Source organism: Bradyrhizobium sp. 137 (genome assembly GCF_023074095.1).
GTDB lineage: Bacteria > Pseudomonadota > Alphaproteobacteria > Rhizobiales > Xanthobacteraceae > Bradyrhizobium.
This window is the reverse complement of sequence record NZ_JADPKU010000122.1, coordinates 41,612-60,348: the sequence shown is the minus strand read 5'-3', so window position 1 is coordinate 60,348 and position 18,737 is coordinate 41,612. Positions and strand designations below refer to the sequence as shown.

Annotated in this window: 16 protein-coding genes; 9 read left to right on the top strand and 7 right to left on the bottom strand. The window is 64.0% G+C overall.

The window, feature by feature from the left end:
* Positions 1-2: 2 nt before the first annotated feature.
* A complete protein-coding gene (locus IVA78_RS30775) occupies positions 3-803 on the top strand; it encodes a xanthine dehydrogenase family protein subunit M (RefSeq protein ID WP_247469227.1) in 801 nt (266 codons plus the stop codon).
* Between the two features lie 205 nt (positions 804-1,008).
* The gene (locus IVA78_RS30770; protein ID WP_247469225.1) at positions 1,009-2,121 is read left to right on the top strand and encodes a CaiB/BaiF CoA-transferase family protein; all 1,113 of its coding nucleotides are present in this window, start codon (positions 1,009-1,011) and stop codon (positions 2,119-2,121) included.
* Positions 2,122-2,238: 117 nt separating this feature from the next.
* Here IVA78_RS30770 and hppD read toward each other — a convergent pair whose 3' ends face one another.
* Positions 2,239-3,357 (bottom strand): 4-hydroxyphenylpyruvate dioxygenase, encoded by a 1,119-nt coding sequence (gene hppD / locus IVA78_RS30765; protein WP_247469222.1) that lies wholly within the window; start codon positions 3,355-3,357, stop codon positions 2,239-2,241.
* Positions 3,358-3,477: 120 nt separating this feature from the next.
* On the opposite strand from hppD, the gene IVA78_RS30760 reads away from it, so the two are divergent.
* Together IVA78_RS30760 and IVA78_RS30755 are read left to right on the top strand one after the other, a co-directional pair.
* On the top strand, positions 3,478-3,957 hold the full coding sequence (locus tag IVA78_RS30760) for an Lrp/AsnC family transcriptional regulator (RefSeq protein ID WP_247469220.1): 480 nt from the start codon (positions 3,478-3,480) through the stop codon (positions 3,955-3,957).
* A 74-nt stretch (positions 3,958-4,031) separates the two neighbouring features.
* Entirely contained in the window at positions 4,032-4,343 is a 312-nt protein-coding gene (locus IVA78_RS30755; RefSeq protein WP_247469217.1) for a DUF1272 domain-containing protein, read from the top strand.
* A gap of 172 nt (positions 4,344-4,515) precedes the next feature.
* Here the strand turns inward: IVA78_RS30755 and fahA are convergent, their stop codons facing one another.
* From fahA to IVA78_RS30730, 5 genes are all read right to left on the bottom strand, one after another.
* Positions 4,516-5,787 carry a fumarylacetoacetase gene (gene fahA / locus IVA78_RS30750; protein WP_247469215.1) on the bottom strand — a complete coding sequence of 424 codons (1,272 nt, stop codon included), beginning with the start codon at positions 5,785-5,787 and terminating at the stop codon, positions 4,516-4,518.
* Between the two features lie 209 nt (positions 5,788-5,996).
* On the bottom strand, positions 5,997-7,343 hold the full coding sequence (gene hmgA / locus IVA78_RS30745) for a homogentisate 1,2-dioxygenase (RefSeq protein ID WP_247469213.1): 1,347 nt from the start codon (positions 7,341-7,343) through the stop codon (positions 5,997-5,999).
* 2 nt (positions 7,344-7,345) lie between these two features.
* Positions 7,346-8,302, bottom strand: coding sequence for an MBL fold metallo-hydrolase (locus IVA78_RS30740; RefSeq protein ID WP_247469211.1), 957 nt, complete (start codon positions 8,300-8,302; stop codon positions 7,346-7,348).
* Between the two features lie 24 nt (positions 8,303-8,326).
* Complete coding sequence (locus IVA78_RS30735) at positions 8,327-8,551, bottom strand: DUF2783 domain-containing protein (RefSeq protein WP_131874472.1); 225 nt, start codon at positions 8,549-8,551, stop codon at positions 8,327-8,329.
* A gap of 7 nt (positions 8,552-8,558) precedes the next feature.
* Complete coding sequence (locus IVA78_RS30730) at positions 8,559-10,172, bottom strand: FAD-dependent oxidoreductase (RefSeq protein WP_247469209.1); 1,614 nt, start codon at positions 10,170-10,172, stop codon at positions 8,559-8,561.
* A gap of 109 nt (positions 10,173-10,281) precedes the next feature.
* Between IVA78_RS30730 and IVA78_RS30725 the strand changes: the two genes are divergently transcribed.
* Complete coding sequence (locus IVA78_RS30725) at positions 10,282-10,824, top strand: MarR family transcriptional regulator (protein ID WP_247469207.1); 543 nt, start codon at positions 10,282-10,284, stop codon at positions 10,822-10,824.
* 109 nt (positions 10,825-10,933) lie between these two features.
* Here IVA78_RS30725 and IVA78_RS30720 read toward each other — a convergent pair whose 3' ends face one another.
* A complete protein-coding gene (locus tag IVA78_RS30720) occupies positions 10,934-11,740 on the bottom strand; it encodes an N-acyl homoserine lactonase family protein (protein ID WP_247278661.1) in 807 nt (268 codons plus the stop codon).
* A 375-nt stretch (positions 11,741-12,115) separates the two neighbouring features.
* Here IVA78_RS30720 and IVA78_RS30715 point away from each other — a divergent pair, with 375 nt between their 5' ends.
* The 4 genes from IVA78_RS30715 to IVA78_RS30700 all read left to right on the top strand — a co-directional run bounded on the left by IVA78_RS30715 (position 12,116) and on the right by IVA78_RS30700 (position 18,693).
* Positions 12,116-13,639 carry a caspase family protein gene (locus IVA78_RS30715; protein WP_247469205.1) on the top strand — a complete coding sequence of 508 codons (1,524 nt, stop codon included), beginning with the start codon at positions 12,116-12,118 and terminating at the stop codon, positions 13,637-13,639.
* Between the two features lie 145 nt (positions 13,640-13,784).
* On the top strand, positions 13,785-14,456 hold the full coding sequence (locus IVA78_RS30710) for an OmpA family protein (protein WP_247469202.1): 672 nt from the start codon (positions 13,785-13,787) through the stop codon (positions 14,454-14,456).
* Positions 14,457-14,614: 158 nt separating this feature from the next.
* Complete coding sequence (locus IVA78_RS30705; RefSeq protein WP_247278658.1) at positions 14,615-15,544, top strand: efflux RND transporter periplasmic adaptor subunit; 930 nt, start codon at positions 14,615-14,617, stop codon at positions 15,542-15,544.
* Complete coding sequence (locus tag IVA78_RS30700; RefSeq protein WP_247469201.1) at positions 15,544-18,693, top strand: efflux RND transporter permease subunit; 3,150 nt, start codon at positions 15,544-15,546, stop codon at positions 18,691-18,693. Before IVA78_RS30705 ends, IVA78_RS30700 begins: the two co-directional genes overlap by 1 nt.
* Positions 18,694-18,737 lie beyond the last annotated feature (44 nt).

Here is an 18,737-nt window from a genome sequence, read left to right as displayed (position 1 = left end):
AGATGTACCAGACCACCTATCATCGGGCTTCCTCGGTCGAAGAAGCCGTGAGCCTGTTCGGCAAGAGCAGCGAGGCGAAATTTCTCGCCGGCGGACAGACACTGCTGCCGGTCATGAAACAGCGGCTTGCCAGTCCCTCCGACGTGATCGACCTCGGCAGGATCAAGGAGTTGCAGGGCGTCGAGCTGTCAGGCGATACGCTGACAATCAAGGCCGCCACGACCTATTACGACATCATGCAGAATGCCGCTGTGAAGAAGGCGATCCCCGCGATTGCCTATCTCACCTCGGTGCTCGGCGACCCTGCCGTGCGCTATCGCGGCACGATCGGCGGCTCGATTGCCAACAACGATCCTGCCGCAGACTTTCCGGCCGCGCTGCTGGCGCTCGGCGCGACCGTAAAGACCAATAAGCGATCGATTGCGGCGGAGGATTTCTTCCAGGGCCTGTTCACCACGGCGCTCGAAGACGGCGAGATCATCACCGCGGTGTCGTTCCCGGTTCCGGCAAAAGCGGGTTACGAAAAAATGCGGCACCCGGCCTCGCGCTTCGCACTGACCGGCGTGTTCGTCGCGCAGACCAAGTCCGGCGAGGTTCGGGTGGCCGCCACCGGCGCCTCGCAGTCTGGCGTGATGCGCGTGCCCGCAATCGAAGCCGCGCTGAAGGCGAACTGGTCGCCATCGGCGCTCGACAGCGTCAGTATTTCTGCGAACGGATTGCTGGCTGACATCCACGGCACGGCCGAGTACCGGGCCAACCTCGTCAAGGTAATGGCGCAGCGCGCGGTAGCCGCGGCTGGGTGATGTTCGCGCTTCAGCGCCTCGACGCAAATTTTCCGCGGCGCGCACTTCGGTGCGCGCCGCTTTTATTATGCGCCCATGCATGAAAAGCGCTTGCCTCGTTCGGTGTAAGGCGGGAAAAGTTAATTGATCAATTAACTCGATAGAGGAAACGTCCAGGCGAATGCGCTCATCGCGCACGCGCGCTGCGACCCGAGGAAACAACAACGTGCTCGACAAACCAGCTCAAAACTCCTCCGTCCGCACCTCCGGCCCGCTGTCGGGTTTTCGCATCGTCGAATTCGCCGGCATCGGACCCGGCCCGTTCGCCTGCATGATGCTGGCCGACATGGGCGCCGACGTCGTCACGCTCGATCGCGTCGGCGCGAGGAAGAGCATGAAGTCGGTGGCGGGCCGCGGCCGCAAGGTGATCGAGCTCGACCTCAAGGACAAGGCGGCGATCGCGCAAGTGCTCGACCTGCTGGCCAGCGCCGATGCGCTGGTCGAAGGCTTCCGTCCCGGCGTGATGGAGCGGCTCGGGCTCGGGCCGGACTTGGTGCTCGCGCGCAACCCCAAGCTGGTCTATGGCCGCATGACCGGCTGGGGCCAGGAAGGCCCGCTTGCCAACGCCGCCGGCCACGACATCAATTACATCTCCATCACCGGTGCGCTTGCCGCGATCGGCACCAAAGAGGCACCGGTGCCGCCGCTCAACCTGGTCGGCGATTTCGGCGGCGGCGCGCTTTATCTCGTCGTCGGCGTGCTGGCCGCACTGCTGGAGGCGCAGAGATCCGGCAAGGGCCAGGTGGTCGATGCCGCGATGTGCGACGGCGCGGCGTCGCTGATGTCGTTCTTCTTCGATATGACCACGATGGGACGCTGGACCGAGGAGCGCAACCAGAACTTCCTCGACGGCGGCGCGCATTTCTACGGCGTCTACGAATGCGCCTGCGGCCATTTCGTCTCGATCGGCTCGATCGAGCCGCAATTCTACGCGCTACTGCGCCAGCATGCGGGCCTGACCGACGCCGATTTCGACGCGCAGATGGATCGGAACGCCTGGCCGGCGCTGAAGGAGAAGCTGAAGGCGGTGTTCAAGAGCAAGACGCGCGAAGACTGGTGCAAGATCATGGAAGGCACCGACATCTGCTTCGCGCCGGTGCTGACCATGTCGGAAGCCACGCAACACCCGCACATGGTCGCGCGCAACGTCTTCATCGAGCGCCATGGCGTGAAGCAGCCCGCGCCCGCGCCGCGCTTCTCGCGCACACCCTCCACGGTGCGCGAGCCGGAAGCGGCGGAGATCGGTGCGGTCACGAAGGCGTGGAAGGCAGCGAAGTAAGCCTCAGCGCACGAATCCGCAGGGTGAAAAAGGCGCATAGCGCCGTGCCGAGCATCTCTCGCAGATCGCTACAGAACTGGTGGGCACGCTTACGCTTGCCCACCCTACGGCACTGAGCTATGCCGCGCTGTCCACCTTCAACACCCCGCGCCGGATCTGATCCTCCTCGATCGATTCGAACAGAGCCTTGAAATTGCCCTCGCCGAATCCATCGTCGCCCTTGCGCTGGATGAACTCGAAAAAGATCGGCCCGATCGCGTTGGCCGAGAAGATTTGCAGCAGCACCTTGGTCTGACCGCCATCGACGACACCCTCGCCGTCGATCAAAATGCCGTTGGTCTTGAGACGTGCGACGTCCTCGCCGTGTTTGGGCAGGCGCGCGTCGATCTTCTCGAAATAGGTATCGGGCGGAGGCGGCATGAAGGGCAGGCCGGCCTCGCGCAGGCCTTCGATGGTTTGGTAGATGTCGCGGCAGCCGCAGGCGATGTGCTGGATACCTTCGCCGCGATAGGTCTTCAGATATTCCTCGATCTGGCCGGAATCGCCGGCATCCTCGTTGATCGGAATCCGGATCTTGCCATCCGGGCTGGTCAACGCGCGCGAGAACAGGCCCGACGCGCGGCCCTCGATGTCGAAGAAGCGGATCTGGCGGAAGTTGAACAGCTTTTCGTAGAAGCCGGCCCAAACATCCATGCGACCGCGATGGACGTTGTGGGTGAGATGGTCGAGATAGAACAGGCCCGCGCCGAACGGCCGCGGATCGCGCGCCCCTAACCATTCGAACTCGGCATCATAGGCCGAGCCGTTGTCTCCATAGCGGTCGACCAGATACAGCAGGCTGCCGCCAATACCCTTGATGGCGGGGACGTCGAGCGTCCTTTGCGACGACGACACGTCGGCCGGCTTGGCACCGAGCGCGATCGCGCGATCATAGGCCGCCTTCGCATCGACAACACGGAACGCCATCGACGGCGCACAGGGGCCGTGCGCGGCGACGAAGTCGTGGCCGTGGGTGCCGGGCTCTTCGTTGACGAGATAATTGATGTCGCCTTGGCGATAGACCGTGATCTTCTTCGCCTTGTGGCGCGCCACGGCCGTATAGCCCATCAGCTTGAACAGCGCGTGCAACTCTTCCGGGTTGGGATGCGCATATTCGACGAACTCGAACCCGTCGGTTCCCATCGGATTGTCGGTGCTGATCCTGGCCGGCGGCGCATCGTGCGGAAACGGACCCATGGTGTTCTCCCAAATTGCTGCTGGCAGAACTATCCTTCATGGAGCGCGCAATGAGTGTGCAAATCCGCCGCTATTTCGCTATCTTACACACGATCCATGCACAGAATGGGCGAAATACGCATGATCTCAGTTGATGGCTTCGACCTCAAGATTCTCGACGCACTCCAGGACGATGGCCGCCTCACCAACCAGGAGCTCGCCGGCCTCGCTGGCCTCTCTGCCTCGCAATGCTCGCGGCGTCGGATGCGGCTTGAAGAGGAGAAGGTGATCGCGGGCTACCACGCTGATCTCTCCAGCGAGACGCTCGGCTTCGGCGTGGTCGCCTTCATCCAGGTGACGCTGGCGACGCACTCGCCGGACAACGCCAAGCGCTTTCGCGCGCTGGTCAATCGAATCGACGAAATCCAGGAGGCCTATTCGCTCACCGGCGATGCCGACTATGTGCTGAAAGCCGTGCTGCGCGACCTCAAGGGTCTCTCCAACCTCGTCAACGACGTCCTGATGCCGCATCAGAGCGTCGCGCATGTGCGCTCCTCAATCGTGCTCGACAGGCTGAAGGAGAGCACGCGGCTGCCGCTCAAGGAGATCAAGCCGGGCTGAAATCGAGGGAAATCCGGCATTCGCGCTAGGCATGGGATCTGCGATGATTGATGCCAGTCCGCGGAGATTCGACCATGGCCCTCCAGCTTCGACCGAACTGCGAATATTGCGATCGCGACCTGCCGCCGAATGCGACCGACGCGCGGATCTGCTCGTATGAATGCACGTTCTGCGCGCACTGCGTCGAGACCAGGCTCTTCAATGTCTGCCCAAACTGCGGCGGCGGCTTTACGCCGCGCCCGATCCGCCCCACGCAAGAATGGCGGCCGGGCGTCTGCACGACCAGGCAGGCGCCCTCCGACAAGCGGGTGCATCTGAAGTACAGCCTGGAAGATGTCGCTGCGCATTGCGCGAGGATACGCGAGGTGCCGCCGGAGAAGCGGTGAACTCTCTCCGCGCCGTCATTGCGAGGAGCCCTTGCGACGAAGCAATCCAGACTGCCGCCATGGAAAGATTCTGGATTGCTTCGCGGAGCCTGTCATCGGGCCGCGCTTCGCGCGGACCCGTTGGCTCGCAATGACGGAGAATGTGGATAGAGCCTCGCGCCACGCTCCCCAGTTATTCCGCCGCCAAAATCGTCCCCTCCACTTCGCCAAACCCCACGCGATAGCCGTTGCCCTGGCACCAACCGCGCATGACGAGCGAATCGCCGTCCTCCAGGAAGGAGCGTTTGGCGCCGCCGGGCAACTCCACGGGCTCGGTGCCGTTCCAACTGATTTCCAAGAGGCTGCCGCGCTGGTTCTTCTCCGGGCCGGAGATGGTGCCGCTCCCAAGGAGATCGCCGACGTTCATGGCGCAACCGCTGGAGGCGTGGTGCATGAGCTGCTGCACCGACGACCAGTACATGTACTTGAAATTGGTGCGGCTGATGCTGGCGGGGGCGTTGGCACCGGCGGTGCGCAAGGACACGTCGAGCGCGATGTCGTAGTTCTGCGGCTTGCTCTGCTTGAGATAATCGAGCGGCGCCGGCTCCTGCTCCGGCCCCTTGAGCCGGAATGGCTCCAACGCTTCGCGCGTCACGACCCATGGGCTGATCGAGGTTGCGAATGCTTTTGCCAGGAACGGACCAAGCGGCACATATTCCCATTGCTGGATATCGCGCGCGCTCCAGTCGTTGAGCAGCACGAACCCGAAGATCATCTCCTCGGCCTGGCTCTCGGTGAGCATGCCGCCCATCGGCGACGGCTGACCAACGACGACGCCCATCTCCAGCTCGAAGTCGAGCCGCTTGCACGGCGCGAAGCTCGGCAAGTCCACATTCGGCGGCTTCAGCTGCCCCCGCGGGCGCTTCACCTTCGTGCCTGACACCACGACGGTCGAGGCTCGGCCATTATAAGCGATCGGCATATGTAGCCAGTTCGGCTGGAGCGCATTGTCCTTGCCACGGAACATCACGCCGACATTCGTGGCGTGCTCCTTGGAGGAATAGAAGTCGGTGTAGCCGGAGATGGTGAAGGGCAGATGCAGTTTTGCATCGCGCATCGGCACGAGCGCCTGCTTGCGCAGCTCCTCGTTGTCGCGCAGCTCCGGATGATCGTGGCGCAGGAGCTCACTGATCCGCGCCCGCGTCTTGGCCCAGACGTTTGGTCCCAGCGCCATGAACGGATTGAGCGAGGCTCCGGAGAACACGCCGAGTGGACTGATATCGAGCCGCGAGTCCTGCTCGAGCTCCCAGAGATCGAGCACGTAGTTGCCGATCGCGACGCCCACGCGCGGCGTCGGATTGGCCGCAGTCGAGAACACACCATAAGGCAGGTTCTGGATCGGAAAGTCCGAGGCGGGGTCGATGTCGATAAAGGAGCGGAGGCTGGGTTCGTTGGGGTGAGGCATAGGTTTTCCGTGGCGCAGCGGTGACGGTGTCACCCTCCCCTGGAGGGGGAGGGTCGGCTCATATTGAGCGCAGCGAAATATGAGACGGGGTGGGGTGATCTCTCAACACGGGCGGTGTTCCTTGCGGAGAGCCGTCACCCCACCCCGCCACGCATTCCGCTTCGCTGCATGCGTAGCGACCCTCCCCCTCCAGGGGAGGGTAAGAGGCATTACGGCCTGTTCGGATCGAACCGCTTCTCCAGGCCCTTCCAGCAATCGGCGTAATCGTCCTGGAGCGTCGACGACTTCGCCGCATGCGCAGTGACGCGCTGCGGGTAGCGGGTTTCGAACATGAAGGCCATGGTGCCGGTCAGCTTCACGGGTTTCAGCTCGCCGTTGCTGGCGTGCTCGAAGGCGTCGCGATCCGGCCCGTGCGGCAGCATGCAATTGTGCAGGCTGATGCCGCCGGGGACGAAGCCTTGCGGCTTGGCATCGTAGACGCCGTAGATCAGCCCCATGAATTCGCTCATGATGTTCATGTGATACCAGGGCGGGCGGAAGGTGTTCTCGGCGACCATCCAGCGCTCGGGGAAGATCACGAAGTCGATATTCGCGGTGCCCGCGGTCTCGGAGGGTGAGGTCAGCACCGTGAAGATCGAGGGGTCGGGATGGTCGAAGCCGATCGCGCCTACGGGAGAGAACGTGCGCAGATCGTACTTGTACGGCGCGTAATTGCCGTGCCAGGCCACGACGTCGATCGGCGAATGGGCGAGCTGCGTCTTGAACAGCGAGCCGCCCCATTTCACGTAGAGCTCGGTCGGCGTGTCCTTGTCCTCGTAGTTTGCGACCGGCGTGAGGAAGTCGCGCGCATTGGCGAGGCAGTTGGCGCCGATCGGGCCGCGCTCCGGCAGTGTGAAAGCGCCGCCATAGTTCTCGCAGAGATAGCCGCGCGCCGGACCGTTCGGGATCTCGACGCGGAACTTGACGCCGCGCGGGATCACCACGATCTCGCCGGGCTCGGCATCGATGCGGCCAAATTCGGTGACGATACGCAGATTGCCCTGCTGAAGTACGAACATCAGCTCGCCGTCGGCATCGTAGAAGTGCTGGTCCACCATCGACTTGGTGATGAGGTAGACATGCGCCGCCATGCCGGCCTGCGTGTTGACGTCGCCGGCGGTCGTCATGGTCTGCACGCCCTGCAGGAAGGTCATCTCCTCCTGCGGAATCGGTGCCGGATCCCAGCGCAGCTGCGCGATCGGCAGATCGTATTCATGGCACGGCGCCGAGCGCCATAGCCCGGCATCGATCTTCTCGAAGCGGCCGGAATGCTTCACCGATGGACGAATGCGATAAAGCCAGGAGCGCTCATTGCTGCCGCGGGGTGCCGTGAAGGGCGAGCCGGAGAGCTGCTCGGCATAGAGCCCGTAGGCGCAGCGCTGCGGCGAATTACGCCCAATCGGCAGCGCGCCCGGCAGCGCCTCGGTCTCAAAGCTGTTGCCGAAGCCGGACATGTAACCCGGCGTCACCTGCGCGGAACTGCGGATGATCTGATCGGGCGAGGTGTTGATGTTCATGACTATCCTCCTCCTTGCAACGCTGCCCACATTTCCTGGTCGCGCTTGTCGGTCCAGATCACAGGATCGTCGATTCCCGACGCTTCGTCATAGGCGCGCGACACGTTGAACGGCAGGCAGTGCTCGTAGATGGCGAAGCTCGAAAATTTCGGATCCATCACCTCGCGCGTCGCCGCCATCGTCTCCTTCAGCGTGCGCCCCTTGGCGACGGAGATTTCCGCGGCCCCATAAAGCGTTGTGACGAAATCACGCGTCATCGCGATGGCCTCGCGCACGGTGGCTGTGCCCTTCAGGGCATCACCGCGGCCCGGCGCGATCGCCTTGGGATTGAAGTTGCGGATCTCGTTCAGCGTCAGCGGCCATTCGCGCAAATGCGCATCACCGCAATAGCAGGCCGAGCGATATTCGATGAGATCGCCGGAAAACATCACCTCGGCGTCCGGCACCCAGGCGACGATGTCGCCGGAGGTGTGGCCGGCACCTAACTGGATCAGGCGCACCTCGCGTTTGCCGAGATAGATCGACATCTCGCCCTCGAAGGTCAGGGTCGGCCAGGTCAGGCCTGGAATGCTCTGCGCGTCCTGGAACAGGCGCGGGAAGCGGCCGTATTCGGAATCCCAATCCTGCTTGCCGCGCTCTTCGATCAGCCGATAGGTCTCCTGCGAGGCGACGATGCCTTGCGCCTTGTAGGCGGAGGCGCCAAGCACGCGCACCGCGTGATAGTGCGACAGCACGACATATTTGATCGGCTTGTCGGTCACGGTGCGCACGCGCTCGATCACCTTGTTCGCCATTGCGGGCGTCGCCTGCGCATCGAACACGAGACAGCCGTCGTCGCCGACGATGATTGCGGTGTTGGGATCGCCCTCGGCGGTGAACGCATAGAGATCGGTACCGATCTCGGAGAAGGTGATCTTCTTCTCGGAGAGATCGCCGGTGGATGCGAAGTTCTTCGCCATCAATTCGTCCTTCAAGTCACTGGGTTATTGTTGTTGCTGTTGTTGCTGCTGGCCGTCGATCATGCGCCGCTTTGCAAGCCCGATCGCCTCCCGCAGCACGTCGATGTCGCCGATATGGTTGGCGAGGATCAGCACCAGCGCCGCGTCGAAATCGGCACTCTGCTCGTCGGTGAGCCCGCGATGGGCCTCGACGATGGCGCGAAAGGCATCGTCGGGGCGCGCGAAGTTGGAACTGGTGGAGAGCGGCATCAGAACCTCAATACAAGCCTTCGGCCCGCGCCAGCGCGGCCGCGATCGTCGCACGCGTCGGGCGGCGGAAGCGCGCCGCAACATAACCGTCAGGCCTCAGCAGATAGGCGGCGCCCGGCTCGGCGCCGTAGCGTTTCGCGACCAGGCCCAACGGATCGGCAAATCCGCCCTCATCTCCAATGCGGATGCCCTTGATGCCATCGGGCACATCGGTCGGCGCGCCATTGCTGAACGACAGCAAGGTGAAGTCCGTTCCACCCTTGCGGAAGGCATCCGTCAGATAGATCTGCTCGCCGGCGCGCGTTGCGACGGGCGCGTCGAGCATGGAACAGCCGGGCGACGGTCCGCCGTGCCACGTATCCGCATCGAGCGAGGACAGCGGGGAGTCGTAGCTGCACGGCACCGAGAGCCGGCCGCCATTGACCATGCGCTTGCCGAACTCGGTCTCCTTGGCGAGCGACAGCACCGCCTTGCGCAGCCGCGCTTCCTGGTGCGAGTTCGGCGCCATGAAATCGGTCGAGCGGGTGGATTCGCGGATGTTCTCGTCAGCCGCCATGCTGCGCTCGGCATGATAGCTCTCGAGCAGGCTCGCGGGCGAAGTCCCGCGCAGCACACGGTCGAGCTTCCAGGAGAGATTCTCGGCGTCCTCGAGTCCCGAGTTCGCGCCGCGTGCGCCGAAGGGCGAGACCTGGTGAGCGGAATCGCCGGCAAAAATCACGCGGCCGTGGATGAACCGGTCCATCCGCCGGCATTGGAATTTGTACAGCGAGATCCACTCGAACTCGAACTTGTCGTGCCCGAGCATGCGCGCGATGCGCGGCCGCACGTTTTCCGGCTTCTTCTCGACGACGGGATCGGCGTCGCGATTGAGCTGGAGATCGATGCGCCAGACATCATCAGGCTGCCGGTGCAAGAGCGCCGAACGTCCGGCATGGAACGGCGGATCGAACCAGAACCAGCGCTCAGTCGGGAATTCGGCGGTCATCTTGACGTCGGCGATCAGGAACTGATCCTCGAACACCTGTCCCGCGAACTCGGCACCGACCATCTGCCGCAGCGAGGACCGCGCGCCATCGCAGGCGACCACATATCGCGCGTGCAGGCGATAGGCGCCCTCGGGCGTTTCGATCGTCAGCGCGACGGCATCGTTGCGTTGCTCCAGCGCCGTCACCTTGTTGCGCCAGCGCAGGTCGATCGCAGGCAGATCCTGGATACGATCGACCAGATAGGCTTCGGCGTAATATTGCTGAAGGTTGATGAAAGCCGGCCGCTTGTGACCGTCCTCAGGCAGCAGGTTGAACTGATAGAGCTGCGACTCGCCGTGGAAGATCCGGCCAACGCTCCAGACCACGCCCTTCTCGACCATGCGGTCGCCGACGCCGAGCCGGTCCCAATATTCCAGCGAACGCTTGGAGAAGCAGATCGCGCGCGAGCCTTCGCCGATGCGGTCGGCATCATCAAGAAGAACGACGCGCTGGCCGCGCTGGGCAAGGTCGATCGCCAGCGACAGCCCGACCGGGCCCGCACCGACGACCACGACCGGATGCGCGGCCGGGTCCTGGCCCGAACGAGCCTGATCGGGGTGGCGTTGGTAGCCGAACTGGGATTTGGCCTGCGCCATGCACTAACCTCGGCTCTGGTCAGGAGAGGACTGATCTGCTAGATAGTCTCACGTGCAACTATTTTGGACCGGAGCCGGCCGGCCGTCAACTGAATTCGGAGCGCTCTGCTTGGCAAGGACATCCGGTGACATCGCGCTGAGGACACGCGAAGCCGAAGAGGCTTCATCGCGGCCAAAGCTTCGGCTCGATCTGTTCAAGTTCGTGCCGTTCCGCCTCAACCGGCTCGCAGCGGAGGTGAGTTCCGCGCTCGCGGTGGAATATCAGGAACGGCACGGCCTCGATATTCCGGCGTGGCGCGTGATCGCCACGCTCGGCTTCCGCAACGACGCCTGTAGCGCGCAATTCATCTCGCAATGCACCCGCACGCACAAATCGACCATCAGCCGTGCGGTGACGGCGCTGCTGCAGCAGGGATTGATCGAGCGGGTCGAGAACGAAGCCGATCGCCGCGAATTTCGCCTGCAACTGACGAAAAAGGGCCGCGCGCTCTATGAGGAGCTGTTCCCGCAATTGCTGCGGCGGGAAGACGAGATCCTCGCCTGCCTCTCCGCGCAGGAGCGCAAGCAGCTCTCGGCCTTGCTCGGCAAGATCGAAGAGAGCCTCGACTTGATCCAGACCAGCGAAGAGGCGGACGCCAAGCAGGCGTATTAGGCGATGCTGTCATTCCGGGGCGCCGCGACAGCGGCGAACCCGGAATCTCGCGCTACAACCTCCAGATTCCGGGTTCGCGCTCCGCGCGCCCCGGAATGACGCTACCGCGTCACTTCGCAAACGATCTCGTCGGCGGCAGGTGCAGCGCCCAGGCATCGATCTTGTCGCTGGCGCGTGGATAGATCTCCGTCACGATCGGATCATGACCGGGAATGAATCGATCAGGGTGACCGGCGAGGCGCTCGATCGTCTCCCAGCCTTGCGCCATGTCGCCGACATTGTAGACGATCGGGAATGGGCTCTTGCGCTGAAGATTGGCGTAGTAATGCGCGGCATCGGACGCCAGCACCACCGGTCCGCGCGCGGTCTCGACCCTGACGACCTGCAAGCCGTCGGAATGGCCGCCGACCCGATGCACGGTCACGCCGGGCGCGACCTCGCCGTCGCCCGAATAAAACGTAACGCGCTCGCCATAGACATGGCGCACCATCTGCGTGACGTGCTCGACCGAGAACGGATGGCGCAAGAGGCCATTGCACATGCAGCGGCCGGTCGCGTAAGCCATCTCGCGCTCCTGGAGATGGAAGCGCGCATGCGGGAAGCGATCGAGATTGCCGGCATGGTCGTAATGCAGATGCGTCACGATGACATCGCGAATCGCGGCCGCGGCGACACCAAAGCGCTCCAGCGCGTCAACAGGATTGAGCGTCAGCTTGCGTGCCCGCGCGCTCGCCTCCTCGGCGTTGAAGCCGGTATCGACCAGGATGTCGCGGTCGCCGCCGCGGATCAGCCAGACGAAGTAATCGAGGTCCTGTGCCGCGCTGTCATGCGGGTCGGGCACGAGGAAGTTCATGTGAGGAGTGCGCGGCGACATCGTCGCATAGCGCAGTGCGTAGATCTCGTAGACGTTTCCCATGCCTCTGCTCTTTGTTTTTTTTCTGAGTGGACCTGCGGGACGAGCCGGCGCACCAAGCCATTGTCCGCAGCAAAGGTCAAACACCTGGGGTTGCGACGGCCGCGGTCCTGCAATGTGAGAGCAATCACATTTTCGTCGCCCTGGCTGCCCTAACATCCCGCAGATAGGATCGCACCAGATGCATCGAGCACAACCATGACAGCCCCCTTTATTCCACTCGCAGCGTGCCTATGCCTTTGGGTCGATCGTCGCAATAAAGCCGAATGTCCAAGCGGTTGACGCCCCCTGTCCCCGGTTTGATAATGTCTAAAGCGTAAGTTAAGGTCGCCGCGGCGCAAGCTGGAACGGCGCCTTTTTGGCTGGACCGCGCTGATTATGAAAATTCGCTTCCTTTTTCTGCTGCCCCTGCTCATCTCGCTTATCCCGACTGCTCCGACGCTTGCGGCTGGCGACCGCTTTGCGCTGGTGATCGGCAACGCCAAATATCCGGATGCGGATGCCCCGTTGAAGGAACCGATAAACGATGCGCGCGACGTCGCCGACGAGCTCAAGCGCGACGGCTTTTCCGTCGAGATCGGCGAGAACCTGACCGGCGACGGCATGCACCGCGCCTTCGACAAGCTCTACGGTAAGATCAAGCCGGGTTCGGTGGCGCTGGTGTTCTTCAGCGGGTTCGGCATCCAGTCCGCGCGTCAAAGCTATTTGCTGCCGGTCGATGCGCAGATCTGGACCGAATCCGACGTGCGCCGCGACGGGTTCAGCCTGGAGAGCGTGCTTGGCGAGCTCAACACCCGCGGTGCCGGCGTCAAGATCGCGCTGATCGATGCCTCCAGGCGCAACCCGTTCGAGCGCCGGTTCCGCAGCTTCTCGGCCGGCCTGACCCCGGTCATCGCGCCGAATGGCACCCTGGTGATGTATTCGGCGGCGCTGGCCTCGGTGGTCTCGGATGCCGGCGGCGAGCACAGCCTGTTCGTCCAGGAGCTGCTGAAGGAAATTCGCGTCCCCGATCTGATGGCCGAGGAGACGCTGAACCGCACCAAGATGGGCGTTACTCGCGCCTCGCGCGGCGAGCAGGTGCCATGGATATCCTCTTCATTGGCTGAAGATTTCTCGTTCATTCCGGGGGCCGGCGGATCGCGGCCGTCGACGACGCCACCACCGGCGCCGCCGGCCGTGGTCGCCAACAACCCGCCGCCGGCATCACCCGCGCCGCCGACACCGCCTCCGCCGACGAAGCCGGCCGACACGGTTGCGGCGCCTGCACCACCCCCTCCTCCTGCACCGGCACCCTCGCCGAAGCCGCAGGTCGAGGCCGCCCTGCCGCCACCGCCGCCGCCCGCGAAGCCGGCTGATCCCGCTCCCGCGCCGAACGCGGACGGCGGGCCGAGCCCCGCCGTCCTGGCTGACGACCCCACGATCAAGAGCCTGACAGCCAAAATTGCCGCCAATCCGGACGACGTGAACGCGCTGTACCGGCGCGGCCAGGTCTATGCCAGCAAGGGCGCCTACAACCTCGCCATCAAGGATTTCGACGATACGCTCCGCATCAACGCGAAGGACGTCGAGGCGCTGAACAACCGCTGCTGGACCCGCACCGTGGTCGGCGACCTTCAGGGAGCACTCAAGGATTGCAACGAGGCGCTGCGGCTGCGGCCGAACTTCGTCGATGCGTTGGACAGCCGCGGGCTCGTCAACCTGAAATCGGGAGCGGTCAAGAACGCCATCGCCGATTTCGACGCGGCCCTGAAGATCAATCCCCGCCTGACCTCCTCGCTCTACGGACGCGGCCTTGCCAAGCAGCGCAACGGCTCCGCCCAGGAAGGTGCGCTCGACATCGCCAATGCCAAGGCGATGGATCCGAACATCGTTCAGGAATTCGCAAGTTACGGAGTGCGTTGATATTTTTTTGAGTTGAGGGAAGACACGCCTCGAACCTTGAACAGCCCAGGGAAGACTAATGGGCGGATGCCGCAAGGGGGGCTTTCCCGAGGGCTTATTGCAGGAATTTGGAAACGCGCGAGCTGGCCGCGCAGGAGGGACTGCTATGAGATTGGCTGCAAAGGGACTTACCGCGATCCTGTCCATCATCACCATCGGCGCCGCTCTGTCGCTGCCGGCTTCGCCCGCCGTCGCGGGCGACGAAAGCAACAGCAAGAACGTCACCGAGGACGAGATCGTCCGCGCGCTCGCGCCGCCGGCAAAGAAGCCTTTGACGCGCGGCCTCTCGATCGCTCAGCAGGCCGATCCCGCGCCGAACGCGGCGGAGACCAAGCTGATCCAGTCCGTGCGTGGCCGCTCGACGCGTTCGCTGTCGTCGACCGAGCGCGAGGAAATCGCCTCGGTCGCCAAGGACAAGCCGAACATCGATCTCGAGATCACGTTCGACTACAACTCCGCCAATATCAGCGCCAAGTCCATGCCGTCCGTGCAGGCGCTCGGCCGGGCGCTGACCAGCCCCGACCTCAAGGGCTCGACCTTCGTGGTCGCCGGGCACACCGATGCCGCAGGCGGCGAAGCCTACAACCAGGACTTGTCGGAGCGCCGCGCCGATTCGATTAAGCGCTACCTCGTCGACAAGTACGGCATCTCCGCGACCGACCTCGTCACCGTCGGCTACGGCAAGAGCAAGCTGAAGGATCCGAACCAGCCGATGGCGGAGGTCAACCGCCGCGTGCAGGTCGTCAACATGGAAAACAAGACCACCGCATCCAAGTAAGCACGACGCAATCCTTTGCAGTGACAAGTCGTGATGTGGTGTAACGTCTCGCTTCCAGGGCGCGTCCCGCAGCCTTGCGGGACGCCACTTTATTTCAGGGAAACGCTCTCGATAGGCCTCGTACGGACGGCCGTGAGCCAGGCCAGGATGATCCGGCGATGAACCTTTCCGAATATCTCAAGCCGGCGGGAACGGTGGTGTTCGTCGTGGCGCTCGGCCTCGGCTATTATCTGTTTGAGCATCGGCATCGCCCTGAGGCGAAGGAAACGCCGGGCGAGGCGCTCGTCATCGTGACGAAGTCGACCAATGCCTGCTTCTCCGATCTCGTGCGGGTGACCGGCTTCTTCGTGCCGCGCCGCGAGGCCGTGGTCGTGGCCGACCAGGAAGGCTCTCGGGTTACGGACCTCTTCGTCACCGAAGGCACTGTTGTCACCGACAATCAGGAACTGGCCCGCCTGACCGCGCCGCCGCAGATCCCGGGCCAACCGCAGCGGCCCGGCCCGCAAGGCCCGATCTCGCTGAAGGCGCCCGCGCCGGGCCTCATCACCGAGGTCCGCACCATCGTCGGCGCGCCGGCCTCGCCGCAGGCCGGCCCGATGTTCCGCATCGCCGTCAACAGCGAGATCGAGCTCGACGCCCAGGTCCCGGCGGTTCACATGCCCAAGCTCAGCTCCGGCGCGACCGTGCGCATCAGCCGCGACGACGCGCCCGATCTGATCGGCCGGGTCCGGCTGGTTGCGCCCGAAATCGACCGCACGACCCAGCTCGGGCGCGTCCGCATCAGCGTCACCAACAATCCCTCGCTGAAGGTCGGCGTATTCGCCCGCGCCTCGATCGATGCCAAGCGAAGCTGCGGCGTCTCGATCCCCAAGACCGCGATCGACCATCTCACCGTGCAAGTCGTCAAGGGCAACATTGTCGAGACGCGCAAGGTGCGGGTCGGACTATCGTCCGACAGCGCGACGGAAATCCTGGAAGGGCTCGAGGTCGGCGAAATCGTTGTCGCCGACGCCGGCTCTTCGCTCCATGATGGCGACCAGATCAAAACCATGTTCGCCGATGAACTCGATCGCACGCGGGTACGCTGATGGCTCTCAATATCTCGGCATGGTCGATCCGCAATCCGTTGCCGTCGGTCGTCTTCTCGATCATCCTCCTGATCCTCGGCTGGACCTCCTTCACCAAGCTTGCGGTGACGCGGCTGCCGTCGGCCGACATTCCCGTGATCTCGGTCGCCGTATCGCAATTCGGCGCTGCGCCTGCCGAGCTGGAATCCCAGGTCACCAAGACGGTTGAAGACGCCGTCTCCGGCGTCGAGGGCGTGCGGCACATCACCTCCTCGATCACCGACGGCCTGTCGGTCACCACGATCCAGTTCGCGCTGGAGACCAACACGGACCGCGCGCTCAACGACGTCAAGGACGCGGTGACGCGCGTGCGCTCCAACCTGCCGCAGAACGTCACTGAGCCGCTGATCCAGCGCGTCGACGTCATCGGCCTGCCGATTGTCACCTATGCCGCGATCTCGCCCGGCAAGACGCCCGAGCAGCTCTCCTATTTCGTCGACGACGTGGTCAAGCGCGCGCTGCAGGGTGTGCGCGGCGTCGCCCAGGTCGAGCGCATCGGCGGCGTCGAGCGCGAGATCCTGGTTTCGCTCGACCCCGATCGATTGCAGGCGATGGGACTGACCGCGGTCAATGTCAGCCAGAGCCTGCGCGGCACCAATGTCGACGTCGCCGGCGGCCGCGCCGAGATCGGCAAGAACGACCAGGCCATCCGCACGCTCGCCGGCGCCAAGACGCTGGGCGATCTTGCCGGCACAATGATCCCGCTGTTCGGCGGCGGCGAGGTCCGGCTCGACGATCTTGGCACCGTCACCGACACCATTGCCGACCGTCGCACCTTCGCCCGCTTCAACGGCGAGCCGGTGGTCGCGCTCGGCATCAAGCGCTCCAAGGGCGCCAGCGACGTGAAGGTAGCCGAGGCCGTGCAAAAGCGCATCGACGCGCTGAAGGCCTCCTATCCCGACGTCGATCTGAAGCTGATCGACACTTCGGTCGAATATACCAAGGGCAATTACCACGCTGCGATCTCGACCCTGTTCGAAGGCGCCATCCTCGCCGTCGTCATTGTGCTCCTGTTCCTGCGCGACCTGCGCGCGACCATCATCGCCGCGATTTCGCTGCCGTTGTCGATCTTCCCGGCGTTCTGGGCGATGGACCTGCTCGGCTTCTCGCTGAACCTCGTCAGCTTTCTCGCCATCACGCTGTCGACGGGTATTCTGGTCGACGACGCCATCGTCGAGATCGAGAATATCGTCCGGCACATGAACATGGGCAAGTCGCCCTACCGTGCCGCGCTGGAGGCCGCCGATGAGATCGGCCTCGCGGTGATCGCGATCTCGCTGACCATCATCGCGATCTTCGCACCCGCGAGCTTCATGTCGGGCATCGCGGGACAGTTCTTCAAGCAGTTCGGCATCACCGTTTCGGTGCAAGTATTCTTCTCGCTGCTGGCGGCCCGCTTCGTCACCCCGGTGCTAGCCGCCTACTTTCTCAAGCACCACACGCATGTGGAGCCGCCGCCCGGCCGCATCTTGCGGTCCTATCATGGGATCGTGGCCTGGTCGGTGAAGCACCATTTTATCACGGTGCTGATCGGGCTCGGCGTCTTCGCCGCCTCGATCTGGAGCATAACGCTGCTGCCGCAGGGCTTCCTGCCGGCGCAGGACAGCGCCCGCTCGCTGCTTGCCCTCGAGCTGCCGCCTGGCACTCAGCTCGCCTATACCGAAAAGGTCACCGAGGACATCGTCGCACGGCTGCGTAAGCGGCCCGAGGTGAAGAGCATCTTCGTCGACGGCGGGCGCGTCCCGCCGGGCACCCAGGAAGTCCGGCGCGCCGCCCTGATCATCAACTACACGCCCAAGGACAGCCGCGACATTACCCAGCGCGAGCTCGAGTTCTCGATCAGCCAGGAGCTGGAGAACGTTCCCGACATCCGCTTCTGGTTCCTCGACGAGAACGGCCTGCGCGCGATCTCGCTGGTGGTGACCGGTGTGGATCCCAACATCGTCAACAACGTCGCGAGCGAGCTTGCGACGCAGATGAAGCGCATTCCCACCATCTCCAACGTGATCTCGGAAACCTCGCTGGAGCGACCCGAGCTGCGCATCGAGCCGCGCGCCGATCTCGCCGCGCGGCTCGGCGTCTCGACCGAAAGCCTGTCGCAGACCATCCGCGTCGCCACCATCGGCGACGTCGGGCCTGCACTCGCCAAGTTCGACGTCGGCGACCGCCTGGTGCCGATCCGCGTGCAGCTCGAAGACGCCGCGCGCGGCAATCTGAAGACGCTCGAGCAGCTCCGTGTCCCGCTCGGGGAGCACGGCGAGAAGGGCGGCGTGCCGCTCTCGGTCATCGCCGACGTCAAGCTCGACCAAGGCCCCACCAGCATCAACCGCTACGACCGCGAGCGGCAGGCGACCGTTGCGGCCGACCTCGTCGGCTCCGCCGCGCTCGGCGATGCCACCAAGAAGATCTACGACCTGCCGGTGATGAAGAGTCTGCCGAAAGGCGTGAAAGTCTCACCCTCCGGCGACGCCGAGAGCCTGAACGAGCTGTCCGACGGTTTTGCGACCGCGATCACGGCCGGCCTGATGATGGTCTACGCCGTGCTGGTGCTGCTGTTCGGCACTTTCCTCCAGCCGATCACCATCCTGTTCTCGCTGCCGCTCTCGATCGGCGGCGCGATCGCCGCCTTGCTCGTCACCGGCAAGCAGCTCACCACGCCGGTGTGGATCGGCATCCTGATGCTGATGGGCATCGTCACCAAGAACGCGATCATGCTGGTGGAGTTCGCCATCGAAGCCATTCGCGCCGGCAAGCCGCGCGAGGAGGCCATGATCGACGCCGGCATGAAGCGCGCCCGCCCCATCGTGATGACCACGATCGCAATGGCCGCGGGAATGATGCCGAGCGCGCTCGCGGTAGGCGCGGGCGGCGAGTTCCGCTCACCGATGGCGCTCGCGGTGATCGGCGGCCTGATCTTCTCGACCATCCTGTCGCTGGTGTTCGTGCCTGCAATGTTCATGGTGATGGACGATCTCGGCGCCCTGATCTGGCGCTTCGCCAAGCGGTTGATCGTGCACAGCGAGGACGCGATAGCCCCCGGTCATCACGGAGCAGCGCCGGCGGAAGCGGCGCCGACGCCGAAGAACATCGCGCGCCCAGCGGCGGAGTGAAATCCCGGCGAGCTAACCAGAGCACACACTGGCGAACGGCGCCT